General features: G+C 71.9%; 14 protein-coding genes. 9 read left to right on the top strand and 5 right to left on the bottom strand.

Going from position 1 to position 20701, the window contains the following annotated elements:
* From AB0O24_RS14200 to AB0O24_RS14190, 3 genes are read left to right on the top strand one after another with little or no spacing between them, the layout of a single operon-like run.
* Nucleotides 1–873 carry a class II fructose-bisphosphate aldolase gene (locus tag AB0O24_RS14200; RefSeq protein ID WP_307384922.1) on the top strand — a complete coding sequence of 291 codons (873 nt, stop codon included), beginning with the start codon at nt 1–3 and terminating at the stop codon, nt 871–873.
* Complete coding sequence (locus AB0O24_RS14195) at nt 870–1907, top strand: PfkB family carbohydrate kinase (RefSeq protein ID WP_275799795.1); 1038 nt, start codon at nt 870–872, stop codon at nt 1905–1907. The genes AB0O24_RS14200 and AB0O24_RS14195 overlap by 4 nt, the downstream gene beginning before the upstream one ends.
* Nucleotides 1904–4702 carry an FAD-binding and (Fe-S)-binding domain-containing protein gene (locus AB0O24_RS14190; protein WP_363375740.1) on the top strand — a complete coding sequence of 933 codons (2799 nt, stop codon included), beginning with the start codon at nt 1904–1906 and terminating at the stop codon, nt 4700–4702. The genes AB0O24_RS14195 and AB0O24_RS14190 overlap by 4 nt, the downstream gene beginning before the upstream one ends.
* Nucleotides 4703–4751: 49 nt before the next feature.
* Here the strand turns inward: AB0O24_RS14190 and AB0O24_RS14185 are convergent, their stop codons facing one another.
* Nucleotides 4752–8039 (bottom strand): adenylate/guanylate cyclase domain-containing protein, encoded by a 3288-nt coding sequence (locus tag AB0O24_RS14185; RefSeq protein ID WP_275799791.1) that lies wholly within the window; start codon nt 8037–8039, stop codon nt 4752–4754.
* 166 nt (nt 8040–8205) lie between these two features.
* Between AB0O24_RS14185 and AB0O24_RS14180 the strand changes: the two genes are divergently transcribed.
* The gene (locus tag AB0O24_RS14180) at nt 8206–9876 is read left to right on the top strand and encodes an MFS transporter (protein ID WP_275799790.1); all 1671 of its coding nucleotides are present in this window, start codon (nt 8206–8208) and stop codon (nt 9874–9876) included.
* Between the two features lie 28 nt (nt 9877–9904).
* On the opposite strand, the gene AB0O24_RS14175 is transcribed toward AB0O24_RS14180, so the two are convergent.
* The gene (locus tag AB0O24_RS14175; protein ID WP_275799789.1) at nt 9905–10708 is read right to left on the bottom strand and encodes a carbon-nitrogen hydrolase family protein; all 804 of its coding nucleotides are present in this window, start codon (nt 10706–10708) and stop codon (nt 9905–9907) included.
* A 46-nt stretch (nt 10709–10754) separates the two neighbouring features.
* Here AB0O24_RS14175 and AB0O24_RS14170 point away from each other — a divergent pair, with 46 nt between their 5' ends.
* Nucleotides 10755–11414 carry a GntR family transcriptional regulator gene (locus AB0O24_RS14170; RefSeq protein WP_275799788.1) on the top strand — a complete coding sequence of 220 codons (660 nt, stop codon included), beginning with the start codon at nt 10755–10757 and terminating at the stop codon, nt 11412–11414.
* Between the two features lie 143 nt (nt 11415–11557).
* Here the strand turns inward: AB0O24_RS14170 and AB0O24_RS14165 are convergent, their stop codons facing one another.
* On the bottom strand, nt 11558–12904 hold the full coding sequence (locus tag AB0O24_RS14165; protein WP_363375736.1) for an MFS transporter: 1347 nt from the start codon (nt 12902–12904) through the stop codon (nt 11558–11560).
* Nucleotides 12905–13033: 129 nt separating this feature from the next.
* On the opposite strand from AB0O24_RS14165, the gene AB0O24_RS14160 reads away from it, so the two are divergent.
* Nucleotides 13034–13723, top strand: a complete 690-nt coding sequence (locus AB0O24_RS14160) for a DUF2848 domain-containing protein (RefSeq protein ID WP_275796268.1) — start codon at nt 13034–13036, stop codon at nt 13721–13723.
* Nucleotides 13724–13953: 230 nt separating this feature from the next.
* Here AB0O24_RS14160 and AB0O24_RS14155 read toward each other — a convergent pair whose 3' ends face one another.
* Nucleotides 13954–15180, bottom strand: a complete 1227-nt coding sequence (locus AB0O24_RS14155) for an HAD-IA family hydrolase (RefSeq protein ID WP_307384926.1) — start codon at nt 15178–15180, stop codon at nt 13954–13956.
* A gap of 83 nt (nt 15181–15263) precedes the next feature.
* Here AB0O24_RS14155 and AB0O24_RS14150 point away from each other — a divergent pair, with 83 nt between their 5' ends.
* The 3 genes from AB0O24_RS14150 to AB0O24_RS14140 all read left to right on the top strand — a co-directional run bounded on the left by AB0O24_RS14150 (nt 15264) and on the right by AB0O24_RS14140 (nt 18695).
* Nucleotides 15264–16634: an FGGY family carbohydrate kinase gene (locus AB0O24_RS14150; protein ID WP_363375733.1), complete on the top strand. Its 1371-nt coding sequence runs from the start codon at nt 15264–15266 to the stop codon at nt 16632–16634.
* A 62-nt stretch (nt 16635–16696) separates the two neighbouring features.
* The gene (locus tag AB0O24_RS14145) at nt 16697–17584 is read left to right on the top strand and encodes a hypothetical protein (RefSeq protein WP_363375731.1); all 888 of its coding nucleotides are present in this window, start codon (nt 16697–16699) and stop codon (nt 17582–17584) included.
* Between the two features lie 139 nt (nt 17585–17723).
* Nucleotides 17724–18695: a LacI family DNA-binding transcriptional regulator gene (locus AB0O24_RS14140; RefSeq protein WP_363375787.1), complete on the top strand. Its 972-nt coding sequence runs from the start codon at nt 17724–17726 to the stop codon at nt 18693–18695.
* A gap of 422 nt (nt 18696–19117) precedes the next feature.
* On the opposite strand, the gene AB0O24_RS14135 is transcribed toward AB0O24_RS14140, so the two are convergent.
* Nucleotides 19118–20581, bottom strand: a complete 1464-nt coding sequence (locus tag AB0O24_RS14135) for a mannitol dehydrogenase family protein (RefSeq protein WP_363375728.1) — start codon at nt 20579–20581, stop codon at nt 19118–19120.
* Between the last annotated feature and the right edge of the window lie 120 nt (nt 20582–20701).

Here is a 20701-nt window from a genome sequence, read left to right as displayed (position 1 = left end):
GTGCCGCTGGCCGATATGCCCGAACTGCTCGCCGCGCACCGCGCGGTCGGGGCCTTCAACTTCATCACCCTCGAGGTCGCCGAGGCGATCGTCGCCGGGGCCGAGGCCGCGCGGACGGGCGTGATCCTGCAGCTGTCGCAGAACGCCATCGCGTTCCACGGCGGGCTGGCCCCGGCCGCCTCCGCGGCCCTGCGCCTGGCCGAGAGCGCCCGCGTCGACGTCGTGGTGCACCTCGACCATGCCACTGACGAGCCGCTCGTCGACGAGGCGTTGGCCGTCGGTATCCGCTCGGTGATGTTCGACGCCGCCCATCTGTCGGATGCCGAGAACCTCGAGCGCACCGCGGAGGTCGCCGCCCGTGTGCACGCCGTCGGCGCCTGGGTCGAGGCCGAGCTGGGCGAGATCGGCGGCAAGGGCGCGCACGCTCCGGGGGTGCGCACCGATGTCGCCGAGGCCGTCCACTTCGTCGCCGCCACCGGCGTCGATGCCCTGGCCGTCGCTGTCGGCAGCGAGCACGCCATGCGCGAGCGCAGCGCGCGACTCGACGAGCGGCTCATCACCGAGCTCGCCGAAGCCCTGTCCGTGCCTCTCGTGCTGCACGGATCGAGCGGGGTCGCCGACGCCGGGATCGATGGCGCTGTGCGCGCCGGAATGCGCAAGATCAACATCGGCACGCACCTCAGTACGGTGCTGACCGCGGCCGTCCGCGACGAGCTGGAGCGGGACCCGGATGCCATCGACCCCCGCCGCTGGCTCGCTCCGGGACGGGCGGCGGTCGCCGAGGAGGTGCATCGCTTCCTCGACGTCATCACGGGGAACGTCATCACGGGGAACGTGATCACCCGGAACGTCGCGACCGGGGTGGACGCATGACCGGCATCGTCACGCTCACCGCCGCCGGGGCGATCGACGCCACGTATCGCGTCACCGCCCTACGCCGAGGGACCTTCACCCGCGCCGAGAGCTACACGCGCGAGGTGAGCGGGAAGGGCGTCAACGTCTCGGCCGCCCTCGCCGCCGGGGGAGCCGACACCGCCGCCGTGGTCGTGCTCGGCGCCGACGACGTGCGCTTCGCCCGATGCGGGCTCACGGCTCCTCTGCTGCGGATCGTCGAGGTGCCGGGCGCGACGCGCGTGAACACCTCGGTCATCGATGCCGAGGGGGCCACGACGAAGGTCAATGCCCCCACTCCGCCCCTGTCGCCCGAGGCGTGGGAGGCCACGATCGAGACGCTCCGCGCGGAACTGGCGGCGCGCACCGAGCCGTGGCTCGTGATCTCGGGGAGCGTGCCAGAGCTCGCGGGGACGGGTTCACTCGTCGACCTCGGGGTCGTGCGGGCGGTCGCGCGCGAACTCGGCGCCCGGGTCGCCGTCGACACGAGCGGTGCGGCCCTCGACGCGCTCCTGGCCGACCCGGCCGGCATCGACCTGCTCACGCCGAACGTCGACGAACTCGCCGCGGCGGTGGGGCGTCCGCTCGCGACCCTCGGCGACGTCGTGATGGCGGCGCGAGAGATCGTCGCGCGTGGTGTGGTGACGGTGCTCGCGAGCATGGGCGCCGATGGCCTGCTCGCCGTGACCGCGGACCGCGCGGTGTTCGCGCGCGCCGACGCCCCCTACGTCGCCAACACCGCCGGTGCGGGCGACGCCGCCCTCGCGGGCTTCCTGCTCGGCCTCACGCGTGCACCGGCGGCGTCCGCCGCGGGTGCCGACCCGCTCGCTGTCGCGGCCGCGAGCGCCGCGGAGTGGGGGGCGCACGCGGTCGCGCACGCCTCGACCGTCGTCGCGGGGCCGCCGCTCGGCATCCGGGCCCTCGTCGAGACCGAGCCGGATCTCGCGCGTGTGCTCACTCCGGAGGGGGAACTTTCGGCCTCCGCGGGCACGTCCACCGCCGGAGCGACCGCATGAGCACCGTCACCCCCGAGGTCACCGCGGCCGTCGCCGACGTCTCGCGCATCCGCACGCGCGCGATCGACCGCGTCGCCTACGCCAACGACGCCTCGCACTACCTGCTGACCCCCGAGGCCGTGGTCGTCGCCGCCGACGCGGCCGAGGTCGGCGCGATCCTGCGCGCAGCCACGGGTTCGCGGACCCCGGTGACGTTCCGCTCGGGCGGCACGAGCCTGTCGGGCCAGTCCTCGGGCGCGGGGCTGCTCGTCGACGTGCGGCAGGGGTTCGGCCGTATCGACGTGCTCGACGGCGGCCGCCGCGTGCGGTCGCAGCCCGGCGCCACGGTGCGTCAGGTCAATGCACGGCTCGCGCGGCACGGCCATCGCCTCGGCCCCGATCCGGCGAGCGAGGCCGCGTGCACGATCGGCGGCGTCGTTGCCAACAACTCCAGCGGGATGGCGTGCGGGACGGTGGAGAACTCGTACCGCACCCTCGACGGACTCGTGCTGGTGCTGGCATCCGGAACCGTCGTCGACACCGCGGCGCCCGACGCCGACGCGCTGCTGCGCGACCGCGAACCCGCCCTCGTCGAAGGGCTCATGCGTCTGCGCTCCCGCGTCGTGGCCGACGCCGCGAGCGTCGCTCTCATCGAGCGGCAGTTCGCGATGAAGAACACGATGGGATACGCACTCAACGCCTTCCTCGACTTCGACACCCCGGCGGCCCTGCTGGCGCACCTCGTCGTCGGCTCGGAGGGGACCCTCGCGTTCGTCGCCGAGGCGACGTTCCGCACGGTGCCGATCCGCCCCGCGATCGCCACCACTCTCGCGGTGTTCCCCACGCTCGACGCGGCGACCCGATCGCTTCCGGCGCTGGTGGCGACGGGCGCGGCGACGCTAGAGCTGATGGATGCCACGTCCCTCCGCGTCGGCCAGCGTCTGGCCGGTACGCCCGCCGCGATCCACGGATTCGAGGCCACGACGCAGGCGGCGCTGCTCGTGGAGTATCACGCGGACGACGCGTCCCGGCTGCGGGAGCTCGCGGCCGCCGGCGCGCGCGTGCTCGGGGAGCAGGCGCTGCTCGACCCCGCGGCCTTCTCGAGCGACCCGGTGCAGCGCGCCGCGGCCTGGACCTTCCGCAAAGGCCTCTACGCCTCGGTCGCCGGCGCACGACCGAGCGGCACCACCGCGCTGCTCGAAGACGTGGTCGTGCCGGTCGAGCGCCTCGCCGACACCTGCGAGGGGCTGCAAGAACTCTTCGCGCGTTTCGGCTACGACGACAGCGTCATCTTCGGCCACGCCAAGGACGGCAACATCCACTTCATGCTCACCGACCGGTTCGAGGGGGCCAAAGCGCTCGGCCGATTCGAGGGCTTCACCGACGCGATGGTCGACCTCGTGCTCGACGCCGGCGGCAATCTCAAGGCCGAGCACGGTACGGGCCGCACCATGGCCCCGTACGTGCGCCGACAGTACGGCGACGAGCTGTACGACGTGATGGTCGAGCTCAAGCGTCTGCTCGACCCGAGCGGCATCCTGAATCCGGGCGTGATCATCGACGACGACCCGACCGCGCACATGCGGAATCTCAAGACGCCCGTGTCGATCGAGCCCGAGGCCGACCGCTGCGTCGAGTGCGGGTACTGCGAGCCGGTGTGCCCGAGCCGGTCGCTGACGCTCACCCCGCGCCAGCGCATCGTCGTGCGGCGCGCCTCGGTCGCCGCCCGGGAGCGCGGCGACGGTGCCATCGCCGCGGAGCTCGAGAACGACTACGACTACGACGGCGTGCAGACGTGCGCGGTCGACGGCATGTGCCAGACGGCGTGCCCGGTGCTCATCAACACGGGGACGCTCATGAAGCGCTTCCGCCGCGAGGACGCCAACCCGGTGCTCGCCGCGGGCTGGTCGGCGGCGGCGACGGGATGGGGCGCGGTCACGCGGGCCGGTGCCGTCGCGCTGACGGTCGCCTCCGCGGTGCCGGTGCCGGTGGTGCGGACGATGACGGATGCCGCGCGCGCGGTGTTCGGAACGGATACCGTGCCGCGGTACTCGGCGGAGCTGCCGGCAGGCGGGGCGTCGCGAAAGGCGCTGGGGTCCGTCGTCGGTTCTTCGGGGGTCGAGCCGATCGCGGTCTTCCTCCCGGCCTGCGTGGGCAGCATGTTCGGCCCCGCCGACGGCATCGGCGCGACCGCGGCGTTCACGCGCCTGCTCGAGCGCGCGGGTGTCGCGGCGGTGGTACCCGACGGCATCGATGCGCTGTGCTGCGGCACGCCCTGGTCGTCGAAGGGCTACGCGAAGGGGCACGAGACGATGTCGGCGCGCGTCCGCGCCGCGGTGCGTGAAGCCTCCCGCGACGGTGCCCTACCGGTCGTCTGCGACGCGTCGAGCTGCACGGAGGGCTTCGCCTCCACCCTCCGCGACGAGGGCGTGGAGGTCGTGGATGCCGTGGCCTTCGCGGCATCCGTTCTTCTTCCGCGTCTCGCGCCGACGCCGGTGGCCGATCTGCTGGCGCTGCATCCGACCTGTTCGTCGACGCAGCTGGGCATCGACCCGGCGCTGCGCGCGGTGGGGGAGGCCGTGGCTTCGGAGGTGCGCGTGCCCGACGCGTGGGGCTGCTGCGCCTACGCGGGCGACCGCGGCATGCTGCACCCGGAACTGACCGAAGCGGCGACCGCCCCGGAGGCCGCCGAGGTGGCGGGGTGGGCCGCCGACGCGCACGCGTCGTGCAACCGCACGTGCGAGCTCGGCATGACCAAGGCCACGGGGGAGTCGTACGTGCACGTGCTGGAGTTGCTGGAGCGGGCGACGCGGTAGCGAGCGGGAGGCCCGGGTGCGGCGTCGCCCTGCGGCGCCCGCCCGCGTCTCACGCCGTTTCGAACAAGCGGGTGAGGCACGCGTTCAGGAGGGGGGAGCGCTCGGCGGGTTCCGCGTCGAGCGCGGGGCGGATCAGATCGCGCAGGCGGTCACGTTGGCCCGCCTCGACGAACCAGGGGCCGACCATACCGAGATGGTGGGGGAACTCGTCGACCAGCCGGCAATACAGATACGCGGTGGACAGCAGCTCCTCGGCGAGATCGAGGGCGGCATCGATGTCACCCTGCAGGTACAGCTGCACGGCGCGGGGCGCGAGCACCCACAGGCGACTGAGGCCCTCGGCGTCCTCGCGCAGGGGAGTGTCGAGCAGGGCGAGCGCTGCGGTCCGGTCGCCTCGGGCATCGGCGGCCAGTGCGCGCTGCACGCGGATCGTGATCTCGGCGATCCAGTCCTCGATCACCGGGTGGGCCGCCACGAGCGCGTCGAGATCGTCCCACCGGGCGAGGGTGCTCAGGGCCAGGGCCTGATTGGCGACGGCCTGCTCCTTCGTGGGCCCGTGTCCCGCCGCGATCGCCGCGGTCAGCGCCTCCTGGCCGATCTGCACCGCCGACTCGAGGTCTTCCTCGAGTTCGAACGCGTGGGCGACGAGCAGGCACGACGACAGCTGCGCCGTCAGGTGATGATCGCGGGCGTAGTCGACCGCGAGTCGGCGCAGCTCACGGGCGATCACGCGGTGGCCGCGCAAGCTGCTCGACTGTGCCACGTAGCTGAGGACGGATGCCATGACGGCGGGCTGACCGCTGCGCTCGGCGAACGTCACCATGCGGTCCTGCCAGATCAGGGCCTCGGTCCACTCAGCGTGCGTCTCGAACCACAGCATCATCCGCAGCGCGATGGACGCGGCCGTCTCGGGCCGGAGCGGTGCGAGGCTCTCCTCATTGAGGAAGGGTTCGAGCACCTGCCATTGACGTGCCGTATCGCCGTCGAGGGAGTGCGCCCGTGCGACGAGCGCGGCCGCCCGAGCCCGCTCGTCGGGATCGCTCGCGCCGGTGATGACCGGCCCGAGCACGTCGGCGACCTCGGCAAACCGCGACTGCGCCATCGCAGCCTCGCCCATGGCGAGGCGGGTCGACACCTCGAGCGCCGGATCGGAACCGAGGTCGAGGATCTCGGCGCCGAGGGCCAGCACCTGGTCGGCGCCGCCCACGTCGGCGGCAGCCTGAAGCGCGGCGCTCAACCACGAAAGCAGCTGCGCGGTGAGCGATTCCCGCCGGGCGTCGTCGGGCGGAAGCAGCGTCCGCGCATCGCGGAGGTGCTGGGCGATGACGGCCGCGAGTTCTCCGTTTGCGTCGCTCACACCTCGCAGGTGTTCCACGGCGGCGAGGTGCAGCGCCGCGCGGTCCCGACGCGACTGCTGCGCGTAGGCGACGTCTCGCACCGACGGCTGCAGGAAGGACAGGCGCCCGCCGTCGGAGGAGAGACGGTCGCGGACCCAGGCGAAGACGTCGCGGGCGGCGAGCTCGGTGACGAGGCGCTGCGTCTGCGCCTCGGAGAACCCGGTGAGCGAGCGCAGACCTGCCAGGGTGAAGACCTGCCCGAGCACCGACCCCGCCGTGACGAGCCGGCGCTGATCGGCCGTGAGCAGATCGAGTCTGCTCGCGATCAGCGCTTGCAGGCTGGCGGGTGCGCTCATGCGTTCGATGATCGCGAGGTCGGCGCCGTGGCTCACGCGAAGCGGCGCCCGCGGAAACTTGGCCCCGCTCGACTCCAGCAAGGCACGGTCGTGCAGGGCGCGGATCGTCTCGACGGCGAAGAGCGGGTTGCCCTCGGCGCGGCGCACCAAGGCTTCGCGCGCCTCTCCGGGAAGGTCCTCGACGACCAGCGAGAGCAGCTGCTCGATCTCGGCGGCGGTCAGCAACGGGAGATTGACGACGGTTGCGCGCTGATGGGTCGCCAGCCGCGGAAAACGCTCCAACAGCTCGGGGCGCGCCACCAGAACCACGAGCCCAGGAAACGCCACCGAGCTGACGAGGTGTTCGACGAACGCCATGAGCCCTGCGTCGGCGTGATGCGCATCGTCGATGATCCACACGATGGGCGTCGGAGCATCGGGGCCATGCGTCGACAGCAGCTCGAACCACCGCGCCCACGCGGCGAAGGCGTCGTCGAGGTCGGTCTCGTCGTCATCGCCGCGTCGGCCGACCCCGAGCAACCGTTGGAGGTGCGTCTGGATCCACTGCCGCTCGCCGTCGTCGGCGACGATCGTGCGCAGCCCGTCGCGCAGCTTGTCGTGCACCTCGGCGGGAGTGTCCCCGTCGGTCGCGCCGATGCGCACCCGGACGGCCGAGGTGAGGGCGGCGAACGCGACACCGTCTCCGTAGGAGAGGCACCGGCTGCGGTGCCACAGCACATCGGAGGGGAGGCCTTCGACATAGTCCTCGATGTCGCGCAGGACGCGTGACTTGCCCACCCCGGCCGGTCCGTTGACGACGGCGATGCGCGGGGTCTGCTGCTCCTGGACCGCGTGGAGCAGCTCGCGCAGCACCGCCACGTCGCGACGCCGCCCGACCAGGGGAACCTCGAGGCTGCGACGGGCGGCGCCGCCGTCCCCGGTCAGCGGCGCGTCGACCTCGAACAGATCGATCCCGCCCTTGCGTCCCTTCAGGGCGTGGCGACCCGTCGCGCGCGTCGCGATCGTCGCCGCGATCAAGTCGGCGGTGGTCCGGTCGCACCAGATGTTCCCGGGAGGGGCGAGGGCCTGTATCCGGGCGGCGGTGTTCACGGGGTCGCCGGCGACCATTCCCTCGCCCACCGCGCCGACCGTGACGGCCACCTCGTCGGTGGTGATTCCGACGCGCGCGCGAAGCCCGGGCACGTCCACCCGCTCGCCGAGCAACGTGACCGCCTCGGTCAGGCTGAGACCGGCACGCACGGCGCGCTCGGCGTCGTCCTCGTGGGCGGTGGGGACACCCCAGACCGCCATCACCGCGTCACCGATGAACTTCTCTACGGTCCCACCGTAACGAGCGATGATCGTCCGGGCCGAGGTGAAATACTCGCTCAGAAGCTCCCGCACGTCTTCGGCGTCGCGTGTCTCGGACAACGTGGTGAATCCGACCAGGTCGCAGAACAGCACGGACGCGACACGGCGTTGCGCAACGGGTCCATCGGCGGCGGCCGCGGCCTCCGCGGCGGTTTTCGCCCCACAAGCTGGGCAAAAGCGTGCTCCGGCGGGCAGTCGAGACCCGCAGGCGCCGCACTCGCCCAGGGAGGATCCGCAGTGCGCGCAGAACAGGTCGCCGACGGCCACGGGTTCGAGGCACGTCGTACAGCGCATCCCACGGCCTCCTCTGCGAGCGGACGGTCAACGAACTCCCTCAGCCTAGGGGCGGGAGTGCTCCGGGCCGGAAGCGCCGGCCGCGTGAGGGACGCGACCGCCGGCCGATAGCATTCGGGAAAGTTTCCCGGCGGTGACGCTCGGGCTCCGATGCCGAGGTGACGCGATGACTGCCCGACCCGCCGCCCGCCTCCTGGGTGTGCTCCGCGATACCCGCGAGTCGATCGTGTCGGTATTCGCGAACCGCAACCTTGCACGGATGCAGTACGCACTGCTCACCTCGCTGATCGGCGATCTCGCCTTCGCGACAGCCGTGACGGTGTGGGCCTTCGGCGAGGGCGGAGCGACGGCGGTCGCGATCCTCACGGCCGCCCGTCTCGCCGCGGCCGCGATCACCGCTCCCTTCGCCGCGGCGGTGAGCGACCGTCTGTCGCGTCGGACCACGCTGCTGATCACCCTCGGCATCCGGATCGCGGTGATCGCCGCCGCCGCCGTCTGCCTCGTCGCCGAGGTCGACAGTCCGTGGCCGGTGTACATCCTCGCGGGGGCGGCGGGTGTGCTCGTGGCTCCCTTCCGCACGGCGCAGCGCGCGTGGATGCCGACCCTCGCCGCGCATCCGCGTGAGCTCGCCGCCGCGAACGCCACCAGCGGGACCCTCGAGAGTCTCGCCGTCTTCATCGGACCGGCCCTGGGCGGTCTGCTGCTCTTCGTCACGAGCGTGCCCGTCGTCTTCGGGGTCACCGTCGTGGCGTTGACGATCGCCGTCGTCGCCATCGTGCTGATACGTCCCCCTTCGCGGCTCAATCCGGTGGCCGTCGCTGCACATGAAGAGGCGGGGAGCTTCGTGCGAGAGCTGTCGGCGGGCTTCAGCACGGTGTTCGGCAGCAGTGATCTGCGTGTCGTCACCGGCCAGGTGTGCGCGCAGACCTTCCTCGGCGGTGCAGCCAAAGTGCTGCTCGTCGTGATCGCTGTGCAGATCGTCGGCACCGGCGCCGAGGGGGTGGGGCTGCTCGAGGCCGTTCTCGGTGTGGGCGCCCTCGTCGGCGGGCTCGTTGCGATCGCGCGCGCGTCGCGGCAGCGGCTCGGCTGGGACATGACCCTCGGCGTGCTGCTGTGGTCGGTGCCGTTGCTGCTCGTCGCGCTCGTGCCCCACGTGAGCATCGTGATCGCGGTGCTGCTGATCGTGGGGGCGGCCAACCCGGTCGTCGACATCAACCTCGACACCATCGTGCAGCGTATGACGCCCGAGCACCGGATGGCGCGAGTGTTCGGCGCCCTCGACACCTGTTACATCACCACGCAGGCCCTCGGCTCGCTCGCCATGGTGCCACTGCTCGACCTCGTGGGCCTGCGGTGGTCGCTCGTCGTGATCGCCGTGCCCGTGGCGGCTGTGGCGCTGCTGAGCCTGCGGCGGATGCGGGAGATGGACCGCCGCCTGCGGGCACCGGAGTCGCTGGGACTGCTCCAGCGGATTCCGTGGTTCGCCTCGCTCACGCCGGCGACGCAGGAGTCGCTGGCGCATTCGCTCGTGCGCGTCGAGGTGCCGGCCGGAACCGCGGTCGTCACGCAGGGCGACGACGGCGACGAGCTGTTCGTCATCGAGGCGGGCAGCGTCGAGGTGACGCAGGACGGGCGCCTGCTCCGCACGCAGGACGCGGGCAGCTTCTTCGGCGAGATCGCCCTGCTGTACGACACCCCGCGCTCCGCGACCGTCACGGCCCTCACCGACACGACGCTGTTGTCCCTGCATCGCGACGCGTTCCTGGGCGCGGTGACGGGGGTGAGCCGCTCGCTCGCCGAAGACGTCGCCACCACGCGGCTGACGTTCCGCGGCTGAGCCCTCACCCCCGTAGGAGGAACGGGGGTCAGACGCGGTGGCCGTTGGCCAGGACCGGGATCTTCGCCCGGGTGTCGGGAACGGCGGCGAGCGCGTCGGCGAGGTCCACGACGACGGTGTCGGGCGCGTCGCCGAGACGCACGACGTCGGCGCCGTCGGCTCCGATGACACCGCTGTAGCCGATGCCGGTCGGTGCTCCGACGCCGTCGTCGCGGCCGATCGTGCGCGGGTCGGCCTGGCCCACCGCCACCACCACGCTGGTCGTGTCGAGGGCGCGTGCGCGCGTCAGCAGTTCCCAGTGCTCGCGCTTTCCGGGGCCCGAGCCCCACGATGCGCAGACGATCACGAGCTGCGCGCCATCGTCGGCGAGAGCGCGGAACAGCTCGGGGAAGCGCACGTCGTAGCACGTGGCCACCCCGATGCGCACGTCGCCGAGATCGAAGACGACGGGGTGCTCCCCGGGTTCGACGGCATCCGATTCTCGGTATCCGAACGCGTCGTAGAGGTGGATCTTGTCGTACCGCGCCTCGACCCCGCCGGTGACCAGCAGGGTGTTGCGCACGCGATCGGCGGTCGCAGCCGGGGTGAACATCCCCACGACGACGGTGACCCCCGCGTCGCGGGCGATGCGGCGCACCTCACCGGCCCACTCCCCGTCGGTCGGTTGAGCGAGTTCGGCGAGATCGGGGCCGGCGAATCGGCACATCACCGCCTCGGGAAAGACGACGAGGTCGGCGCCGTCGGCGGCCGCTCTCTCGGTCTCGCGGGCGATGATGTCGAGGTTCTCGACGGGATCGGAACCGGCGACGACCTGGGCCAGGGCGATGCGCATGAGTGTCTCCTTCGTGACGGGTCTCCCCGTGTTGTATACCTGATGTATGCCTTCAGCTGAGCCGCGGTCCGGCCGCGACCGTGCCCTCGGACACCTTCGTGTGCTGTTGACCGACCCCGAGGTCGAGGGTGATTTCATCAATGAGCAGGATGTCGCCGACGCCGTGGGCGTCTCGCGCACGCCGGTGCGCGAAGCCCTGCTCATCCTGGCCTCGGAGGGGCTCGTCGACCTCGAACCGCGGCGCGGTGCGCGCGTCGCGGCGCTGACGCCGCGCGAGACCGCTGAGCTGATGGAGATGCGTGGCCTGATGGAACGGTTCGCGGTGCAGCGGGCGCTGTCGCAGCACGTGTCTCCGCACGAGGCGCTCGCCGAGATCATGCGTCGGCAGGAGGCCGTGACCGAGGGCTTGGATCGCCTTTCGTTCGAACAGGCCCGGGCGTGCATCGAGCTCGACCGCCAATTCCACCAGGCGCTCGTGGATGCCGCGGGAAACACCCTGCTCTCGCGCAGCTATGCGGCGCTGCGCGAGCGTCAGGTGCGCGTCGGTATCGCCGCGCTCGGCATCGGTCCGTCGCGGTGGCAGGCCGTCACGCACGAGCACGGCGCGATCGTCGATGCCCTGCGCGCGGGGGATCAGGCCGCCGCCGAGAAAGCCATAGACGACCATCTGAACATCACCCTCCGCACGATTCTGACCGGTTCCTAAGACGCACGCCCCGGCAGGGGCGGAAGACCCGCGGCCCGTTGGCCTACGGCCTGTCGCGACCCGCGGACCATCCACCTGCGGCCAGTTGCCCCGCGGCCCGCCTGACCGGCGGCCCATCGGTCCGCCGGTCAGGCGCCGGCGCGCTAGGACGCGACGCGCGACGAGGCGAGCACGTCGAGATACTCCTCGTCTTCGGCGTGCTGGGGGTTGCGCCCGAGCAGCAGGCCGACCACGGTGAGCACAGCAGCCACCCCGAGGTAGATCGCCGGAGCGACCCAACTGCCCGTCGCGCTCAGCAGTGCCGTGAAGATCACCGGTGCGAGGGCTCCACCGAACACGCCGGCGATCGTGTACGCCAGCGAGGAGCCCGTGTAGCGCAGGCGTGGGCTGAACTGCTCCGTGATGAACGCGGCCTGGGGCCCGTACATGAAGGAGTGGATCGCGAGGCCCACCACGACACCCAGGATGAACAGAGGTTGCGACCCTCCGCCGATCATGACGAAGAAGACGAACGGCCAGACAGCCGCGGCGACGGCCGCGATCGCGTACAGCACGCGACGGTTGACGAGGTCGCTGAGCCAGCCGGCGAGCGGGATGAGGGCGAGCTGGAACGCGGAGCCGATGAGGGTGGCGGTGAGCACCTGCGAGCGGTCCATGCCGAGCTGTGTCAGGCCGTAGGTGAGGGTGAACACCGTGAACATCGCGTAGAGGATGTCGGGGGCGAGCCGGCAGAGGATGGCGGCGAGCAGGCCACGGCCCTCGAGGCGGAACACGTCTCGGATGGGCGCTTCGGGGCGGTCGCCGGACTGCTCGATCGCGCGGAAGATCGGGGTGTCTTCGAGTGCGAGGCGGATCCACAGGCCGAACGCGACGAGCACGGCCGACAGCAGGAACGCGACGCGCCAACCCCACGCCAGGAACTGCTCGTCGGTGAGCATGAGTGTCAGGGCCGCGAGAACGCCGTTGGCGAGCAGGTTGCCCGCGGGCGGTCCGACCTGCGCGGCTGAGGCCCAGAACCCCCGCCGTCGCGGTGTGCCGAACTCGCTCGACAGCAGCACGGCACCGCCCCACTCGCCGCCGACGCCGACGCCCTGCGCGAAGCGCAGCAGCACGAGAATGACCGCGGCGAGCGGTCCGACGGCGTCGTAGGTGGGGAGCACGCCGATGAGGAAGGTGGCGACGCCCACGAGCATGAGCGTGATCACGAGCACCTTCTTGCGGCCGATCTTGTCGCCGAGTCGGCCGAAGACGATGCCGCCCACGGGGCGCGAGAGGTAGCCGACCGCGTAGGTCGAGAAGGCCAGGAGGGCGCCCGTCAGCGGGTCGCTCTCGGGGAAGAACAGCGCCGGAAAGACGACGGCCGCGGCCGCGGAGTAGACGGCGAAGTCGTACCACTCCAGAGCGGTGCCGGTGAGGCTGGCGGTGTAGGCCTTGGCGAGTGAGCGTTTGTGCTCTCGGCCGTGCAGCGCTCCGTGTCGAACGTTCGTCATGAGGGTCCCATCTGGTGTCGGCGAACCGCGTCGGTGCGTTTCCGTTCCCCTCATACTTGCTGTATACACGACGTATACGCAACCGATACGGCGAGATTTTCTCTCGTCGTAACACCGAGAAGAGGCGACGTGAGCATTCTGGAGTTCGAGATCATCGGCGAGGACACCCTCGTCACCGTCGACGTGCAGCACCTGTACAACGCCGGGTACGCCGGTCGTGACCAGGCCGCCGTGCGGCACCACATCGACGAACTCGCGGAGCTCGGGGTGCCCGCGCCGACGACGATCCCGTCGCTGTACCCGGTGTCGTCCTACCTCGCCCGGCAAGGCGACCTGGTCGAGGCTCAGCACGAGCGCACCTCGGGCGAGGCCGAGTGGGGCATCGTCATCGCGGGTCCCGCGGCCGACGACGTGCTGCTGACCGTGGCCTGCGACCACACCGACCGCGCCCTCGAGGTGCACGGTGTGGCGTGGAGCAAGAACGCCGGTCCCGACGTGCTCGGGCGTCGGGCATGGCGCCTGTCGTCGCTGGGCGGGCGCGCCGACGATCTGCGCCTGCGAGCCTGGGTGGGTACCGAGCGCACCCTCATTCAGGACGGCCGCGTGGGCGAACTGCTGTCGCCGCAGTACTGGCTCGACGTGCTCGCCGAGCGCGGTGAGCGGCAGGCGGGTGTCGCCCTCATCTCGGGCACCATCCCGATGATCGCCGGCGTCGACCAGTTCACCGACCGCTGGGAGGTCGAGCTGCTCGATGAGACCACCGGGGAGTCCAGCGTCGTCCGCTACGACGTCGAACGGATGCCGACGCCGATCGGCTGATCCCCACCGGCGACCGCGTCGGGCGGAACCCCGGGACGCGGGGACTCTCCGCGCGACGGGGGTTGCCGCAGTTCGTCGCTTCGGGGGTGCCGGAGGCGACAGATCGTGGCAATCGGTGGACGGAGGAGGGGTGGATGCCGGGAGTCAGGCCGAGGGCCCGAGTCCTGGCATCCGGGATCGCTCAGTCGGACGACGTGAGAGCCGCGCCGTTCCCGTTGCGCTCGATGTCGTCACACGAGGGGCGGGGCCGGAGCCAGACGCAACGCCCCGGATGCCGTGACCTCGAGCCGCACGGCATCCAGGCCGTCCACGACGAGGTCGGCGGTCAGCTCCTCATCGGCCGTGGTGCCGGTCAGCGCCAGCACCGCGCACCCCGCGGCCCGTGCTGCGGCGATGCCGGCCGGGGCGTCCTCGACGACGAGGCAGCGTGACGGGTCGACGCCGAGGCGGGCGGCGGCGGTGAGGAACGGCTCCGGGTGCGGCTTGCCGTTGACGACGTCGTCGACCGTGACGAACACCGCGGGCTGCGCGTAGCCGGCCGCAGCGAGGCGAGCCGTCGCGATCGGCACCGACCCCGACGTCACGATTGCTCGACGTTCGGCGGGCACCGAGGCGAAGAACTCCGCGGCGCCGCGGATCGGCCGCAGGCCCACGGCATCCGTCACCTCGAGATCGGTGACGTGCGCGATCGCCTCGGCGTGCCGGTCGGAGGGCAGCAGATGCCCCACGAGCGTGCGCGCGGGCTGTCCGTGATTGGCGTGCAGGGCCTCCATCGACACCTCGAAGTGCTCGGCGAACCGGCGCCAGGAGCGGACGACGGATGCCGTGGAGTCGACCAGTGTCCCGTCGAGGTCGAAGAGCACGGCGTCGAACTCGCGGGTAAAGATGTCTGCGCTCGTGTCGACCGGCCGGCGGAGCCCGAGCGCAGGGAGCACCCGGGCCAGCTGCTGCGCGGTCGAGAGTTCCGCATCCACGGTGATCACCGGGATCGCGGGTGCGACGGGCGCGGTTTCGGGGCGGTGCGCGTCACGGGACGCTCCCCGGGAGGCGCGACGGGATGCCAGCACCGCGGGGTCTCCGTCGACGTGGATGACGTGCGGCTCGGCGGGGGCGAGAGCCGCGCGCAGCGCTTCCCACTCAGCGCCGCCCGCGAGCTCCGCGGTGAAGGGGGCGACGACCACGACGCGGCCGGCCGTGGACAGTGCATCCGCCGCCGTGGCGCGAAGTGCGGCGTAGCGTCCGGCGCGGATCGCGGCGGCGTGCGGCGAGGTGAGCCAGTGGTCGCCGAGCACCCCCGCAGGCAGGGCGTCGAGCAGGGGCGTCGTGACGCTGTCGAGGTCGATCAAGGGCGCCCGGAGCCGCTCGGCGATCGCGCGGCCGAGCGTGCTCTTGCCGCTCCCGGCGGTCCCGGCGACGACGACGGCGAGCGGATCGGGAAGTTGACACGGCGACGGCATACCTCCACGATAGACGTAGCAAGTCACCGGTGTCATGCTCGAAATTCCGGGACTCGAAGAAGTTCCGGAAAGGACGGCCGCGCATGCAAGACACCGGTGACATGGCGACGGGCCCCTCGCGCCTCCACGCGGGCATCGATCTCGGCAGCACGGGCATCAAGATGCTCGTCATCGACGACGCCGGAACCGAGCTCGCCGCCGCCCAGGTGCCCACACCCTGGCGTGTGGGCGAGGGCGGAACCACCGACATCGACGCGGGCGATCTGCTCGCCGCAGTTCGCGCGCTGATCGATCTGGTGGACGCCGAGCTCGCGCCTCTGACCGCCGACCCGCTCACCTCGCTCGCCGTCGCGGGCATGGGCGAGACCGGCATCCTGATCGACGCGGACGGCGTCGCCGCCGGCCCGGGCTTCGCGTGGTTCGACCCGCGCGGGTGGGAGCAGATCGCCGCGCTCCCCGCCGTCGTGCGCGAGGAGTTCGCCGGACGCACGGGATTGCCCCTCGGCGCCCAGGTGAGCGTCGCCAAGCTCGCGTGGCTGCGCGACCAGGGCACGTCGCTCCAGGGTCTGCGTTGGCTCGACCTCCCCGAGTTCGTCGTCGCCGCCCTCGGGGGAGACGTGGCGCTCGAGCTCTCGCTCGCCTCACGCACCGGGCTCATCGACCAGGACTCCGGTGCGGCCTGGCCCGCGATGCTCGACGCGCTGGGGGTCGACGCCGACCTGTTGCCGCCGCTGCGCGGAGGCGGACTGCCCTGGGGCGTGGCATCCGACGCTCTCGGTCCCCGCGTCGCGGGTGCCGCCCTCACTGTCGCCGGCCACGATCACCTCGTCGCCGCCCAGGCCAACGGAACCCTGGATGCCGACGGCTACCACGTCTCCCTCGGCACCGCCGAGGTCCTTCTGCGCGTGCTCGACGCGCCCCTGGGCTTCGCCGCACGCCAGCGCCTCGCCGACGCGCTCATCAACGAGGTGCGCCACGTCGTGCCGGGCAAGCACGTGCTCGTCGCGGGCGTCAAGACCGGGCTCCTGCTGCGCCGCGCTCTCCACGCCGCCGGGATCAGCGATCGCGCGGGTCGCGACGCCCTCGACGACGCCGTGATGGCCCTTTCCTATGAAGGGGAACTGCCGGCCGGGGCGATCGAGGTCACCGGCGCCCGCAACGACGACGGCGTCCTGCGTCTGACCCTTCACGCCGAGGCGAGCCCCGCCGAGATCTTCGGCGCCGTGCTCCGGCACAGCAACGACGAGATCGCCCAGCTCATCGCCGCCATGGACCGCGAGGTCGCCCCCGCCACGCACTCCACCCTCACCGGCGGCTGGGCGGGCATGGCCAGCGTCCGGCGCGCCCGCGCCGAGGTGCTCCCGAATCCGTCCCTGTCCACCCGCGAGCAGGACGTCGCGTACGGAGCCGCCGACATGGCGCGGCGCCTCGTCTCGGCATCCGTCCCCTCCTGACTTCCCACCCGCCGCGCTCATCCCGACCGGACGCGCGAACAGACCCCCAGAAAAGAGAGATCATGAACGCACTCACCACGCTCGAGCGCCGCGCGCTCCAGTCGATCAGCACCCCCGACGGCCACATGCTCATCGTCGCCGCGGACCAGCGCAACGGCATGAAGGCCGCCATCAAGGACGCTCCGAACGGCTCCGACGCCATCTCGCGCGAAGAACTCGCCGAGGTGAAGGCCGACCTCGTGCGCCACCTCGCCAACCACGCCCCCGCGATCCTGCTCGACCCCGAGGTCGCGCTGCCGCAGATCGTCGACGACGGCGTGCTCGCCCGCGACACCGCCCTCGTCGTCGGTCTCGATGCCTCGGGTGCCGAGACGGTCGAGGGCCTCAAGTACACGCGCTTCGTCCCGGGGGTCACGCCGCACTCGATCCGGGAGCAGGGCGCCGACGTCGCCAAGATGCTCTGGTACACACGGCCCGACAAGCAGGATGCCGACTCCCGCGTCGCGCACGAGATCCGCGATCTGGTCGCCGCCTGCGAGGCCGAGGGCCTGCTGCTGATCGTCGAACTGCTCACCTACCAGCTCGACGACGAGAGCGACGAGGAGTACAAGGCGAAGTTCGCCGACCTCGTCGTCGACGGTGCCGCGCTCGCGGTGGCGTGCGGAGCGAAGATCCTGAAGCTGCAGTACCCCGGTTCCGCCGAGGCGAGCGCCCGCGTGACTGAGGCAGCTCAGGGCGTGCCGTGGGCCGTCCTGTCGGCCGGTGTCGACCACGAGACCTTCATCGAGCAGGTGCGCACGGCCGTCGCCAACGGCGCCTCCGGCGCGATGGCCGGCCGGTCGCTGTGGAAGGACAGCCTCTCGATCGACGCCGACCGTCGCGAGGAGCTCCTCTCGGGCCGTGCCCTGCCGCGTCTGCGCGAGCTCGCCGACGCCGTCGACGGTCGCTGATGACCCCGTCGCCCGCCCCGCATCGTGCGGCCGCTCCGCGGGTGCACGCGGTGCCGGACCGGCTCGATGCCGGGCGGGCGATAGGGTGGCGGGGCCGATCCGCCGCCCGACCCGACCCCGGAGGTGCCCTGTGACGACCATGCGCGACGTCGCCCTGCGCGCCGGGGTCAGCACCAAGACCGTGTCTCGGGTCTTCAACGACGACCCGCACGTCCTCCCCGATACCCGCGCGCTCGTCGAAGCGGCGATGCACGACCTCAACTACGTCCCCAACGCGCTCGCCACCACCTTCCGCGCCGGGCGCGCGTCCGTGATCGGCGTGGCCGTTCCCGACGTGGTCGACCCCTTCTTCGCCGCGATCGCGCGCGCCGTCGAGGACATCGCGCGCGAGCGCGGGCTCTCGACCCTGGTCACGAGTCTCGGCGACGACCCCGCAAACGAGCGTCCCGCCCTCGAGTCTCTGCTCGGGCGCCAGCTGACCGGTCTCGTGATCGCCCCGGTCGGCACCGACCACTCGTGGCTGGAACGCTGGCGCGGACACACCCCGATCGTCTTCGTCGACCGTGCTCCCTTCGGGCTGCACACCGACACCTTCACCGAGGACGACGAGGCCGGCGCTCACCTCGCCACGACCCACCTGCTCTCGCACGGGCACCGTCGCATCGCCTACATCGGCGACATGGTGCACCTCTCCACCGAGACCAAGCGCGTCGAGGGGTGGCGCCGCGCGCTGCGCGACGCCGGAGTCGATGTCGACGAGCGCCTCGTCGCCTCGGGTGTCTCCGACCGCGAGTCCGCGGCATCCGCCCTCGAACGACTCCGCGGAATCGTCGACCCGCCCACGGCGCTGTTCTCGGCGAACGCGCGGTCGTCGATGGCTCTCGCGCACGTCCTGCGGGGTCGGCCGATGCCGTACGTCGGCTTCGGCGACTTCCCCATGGCCGACACCCTGACGCCGTCCGTGACCGTGATCGATCAGGACCCGCGCCGCATCGGCGCGCTCGCCGCCGAACGGGTGTTCGCGCGACTGCAGCCCGAGACCGGGGTCGACCTCGACGAGGTCACCGTGATCGATGTGTCGCTCGTCGAGCGGGAGTCCTGCGGCCTCTGACGGCGGCTCGTCGTGCGTGACGGGGGTCCGCTGTGCACATCCGTGCGCTCAGGCCGTGCATGGCGCTCTGGCGGGGTGGTGGTGTCGCTCAGACGAGGGGCGTTTGGGTGCCGCATGGCGTCGCCCCGAGCAGGGGCGTTCGGATGCCGTGCGGCACCGCCCTGAGTTGGCGCGCTCGAGTGCCGCGTGGCGCCGCTCAGACCAGGGGCGCTCGGGTGCCGCGTGACGTCGCCCTGAGGAGGGGCGCTCGACCAGGGGCGGATGCCGTGTGGCAGCGCCCTGAGGTGGCCCGACCGGGTGCCGCGCGGCGCCGCCCCGACCAGGGACGCTCGGGTGCCGCGTGGCGTCGCCAGGAGTAGGGCCCGCTCGGGTGCCGCGCGGCGCCGTCCCGACCAGTCGCGCTCCGGCGGGAGGGACGAGCCTCAGGCGCCGATGACCCGAGCGATCGCGCCCCGCGCGCCGTGGGTGGCCAGCGACGCGCGCGCCTCACGATAGGCCTCGCGCAGGCGCGGGTTCTGCCCCAGGTCGCCGAACACCGGCGCGTAGTCGAGCAGGGCCACCGGGTCGTCGGCGACGATCGCGCGCAGCTCTTCGAGGCGGCTGTCGACCGCGGGCGTCTCTTCGCCCGTCTCGGTCTTCCCCTCGAGGAACACGCTCCACGCGGCCAGCACGAGGGCGGCGTGATCGATGCGTCCGCCGCTCTCGAGCTGCGCACGGACGACCGGAAGCAGGAACTTCGGCAGACGGTCGGAGCCGTCGACGACCTGACGCGCGAGCGTGTCGAGGATCGCCTCGCTGCTGAAACGCGCGATGAGCTGATCGCAGTAGGCGTCGAGATCGATGCCGGGCACGGGGCGCAGGGTCGGGATGGCCTCTTCGTGCATGTAGCCCTGCAGGAACGACACGAACAGGTCGTCGGTGCACACCTCGTGGACGTAGTGTGCCCCCGACAGGATGCCGAGGTAGCTCATCGCCTGGTGCGACGCGTTGAGCAGCCGCAGCTTCATGAGCTCGTAGGGCTCGACGTCGTCGACGAGTTGCACGCCGACCTCGTCGAACGGTGGACGGCCGGCCGGGAACGCGTCTTCGAGCACCCATTGCTCGAACGACTCCGCGCGGACGGGCCAGCGGTCCCGGATGCCGAACTCCTCGGCGATCGCGGCACGCGTGTCGTCGGTGGTGACCGGGGTGATGCGGTCGACCATCGAGTTGGGGAACGAGACGTTCTCCGCGACCCAGCGTGCGAGTTCGGGGTCGCGGCGCTCGGCGAAGCCGAGGAGCGCCGCACGGGCCACGTGACCATTGCCCTGGATGTTGTCGCACGACATGACCGTGAACGCCGGGATGCCGGCATCCCGGCGTCGGCGCAGTCCCTCGGTCAGCAGGCCCATGACGCTGCGAGGGGGCAGAGCGCCGTCGAGGTCGGCGAGCGTCGCCTCGTCGCGAGGGGCGTAGGTGCCGGTGGCGTCGTCGATGCCGTAGCCGCCCTCGGTGATGGTGAGCGAGACGATCGCCGTGTCGGGGTCGGCGAGCTTGGCGACGACGGCCTCGGGGTCGTCGGGGACGAAGAGGTAGTCGACGATGGAGCCGATGACGCGGCCTGCGGAAGAGCCGTCGGGAGCGGTGGTGACGAGCGTGTAGAGGTCGTCCTGCGCGGAGAGGGCATCACGCATGGCGGCGTCGAAAGAGAGGACCCCGACGCCGCACAGGCCCCAGTCCGTATGGCCCGCCTCGAGCAGGCGGTCGAGGTACATCGCCTCGTGCGCCCGGTGGAACCCGCCGACGCCGAAGTGCACGATGCGCGACCGCACGGCCGAGCGGTCGTACGTCGGGACGGACACGTTCGCCGCGAGAGAGGGGAGGGCGGCGGCGGTGAGGTCGGTCATGCGGGGCTCCGTGTGGGTGGAAGGGGTGGGTCCGGTCCCTTCGACAGGCTCAGGGACCTTGCGTTGCGCGAGCCCGGTGGCTGAGCTCGGTCGTTGCGGGAGCCGGGTGGCTGAGCTTGT

The organism is Microbacterium sp. NPDC086615, assembly GCF_040686055.1.
Taxonomy (GTDB): domain Bacteria; phylum Actinomycetota; class Actinomycetes; order Actinomycetales; family Microbacteriaceae; genus Microbacterium.
The sequence above is the reverse complement of the archived record's forward strand: the minus strand, read 5'-3'. Positions and strand labels throughout refer to the sequence as shown.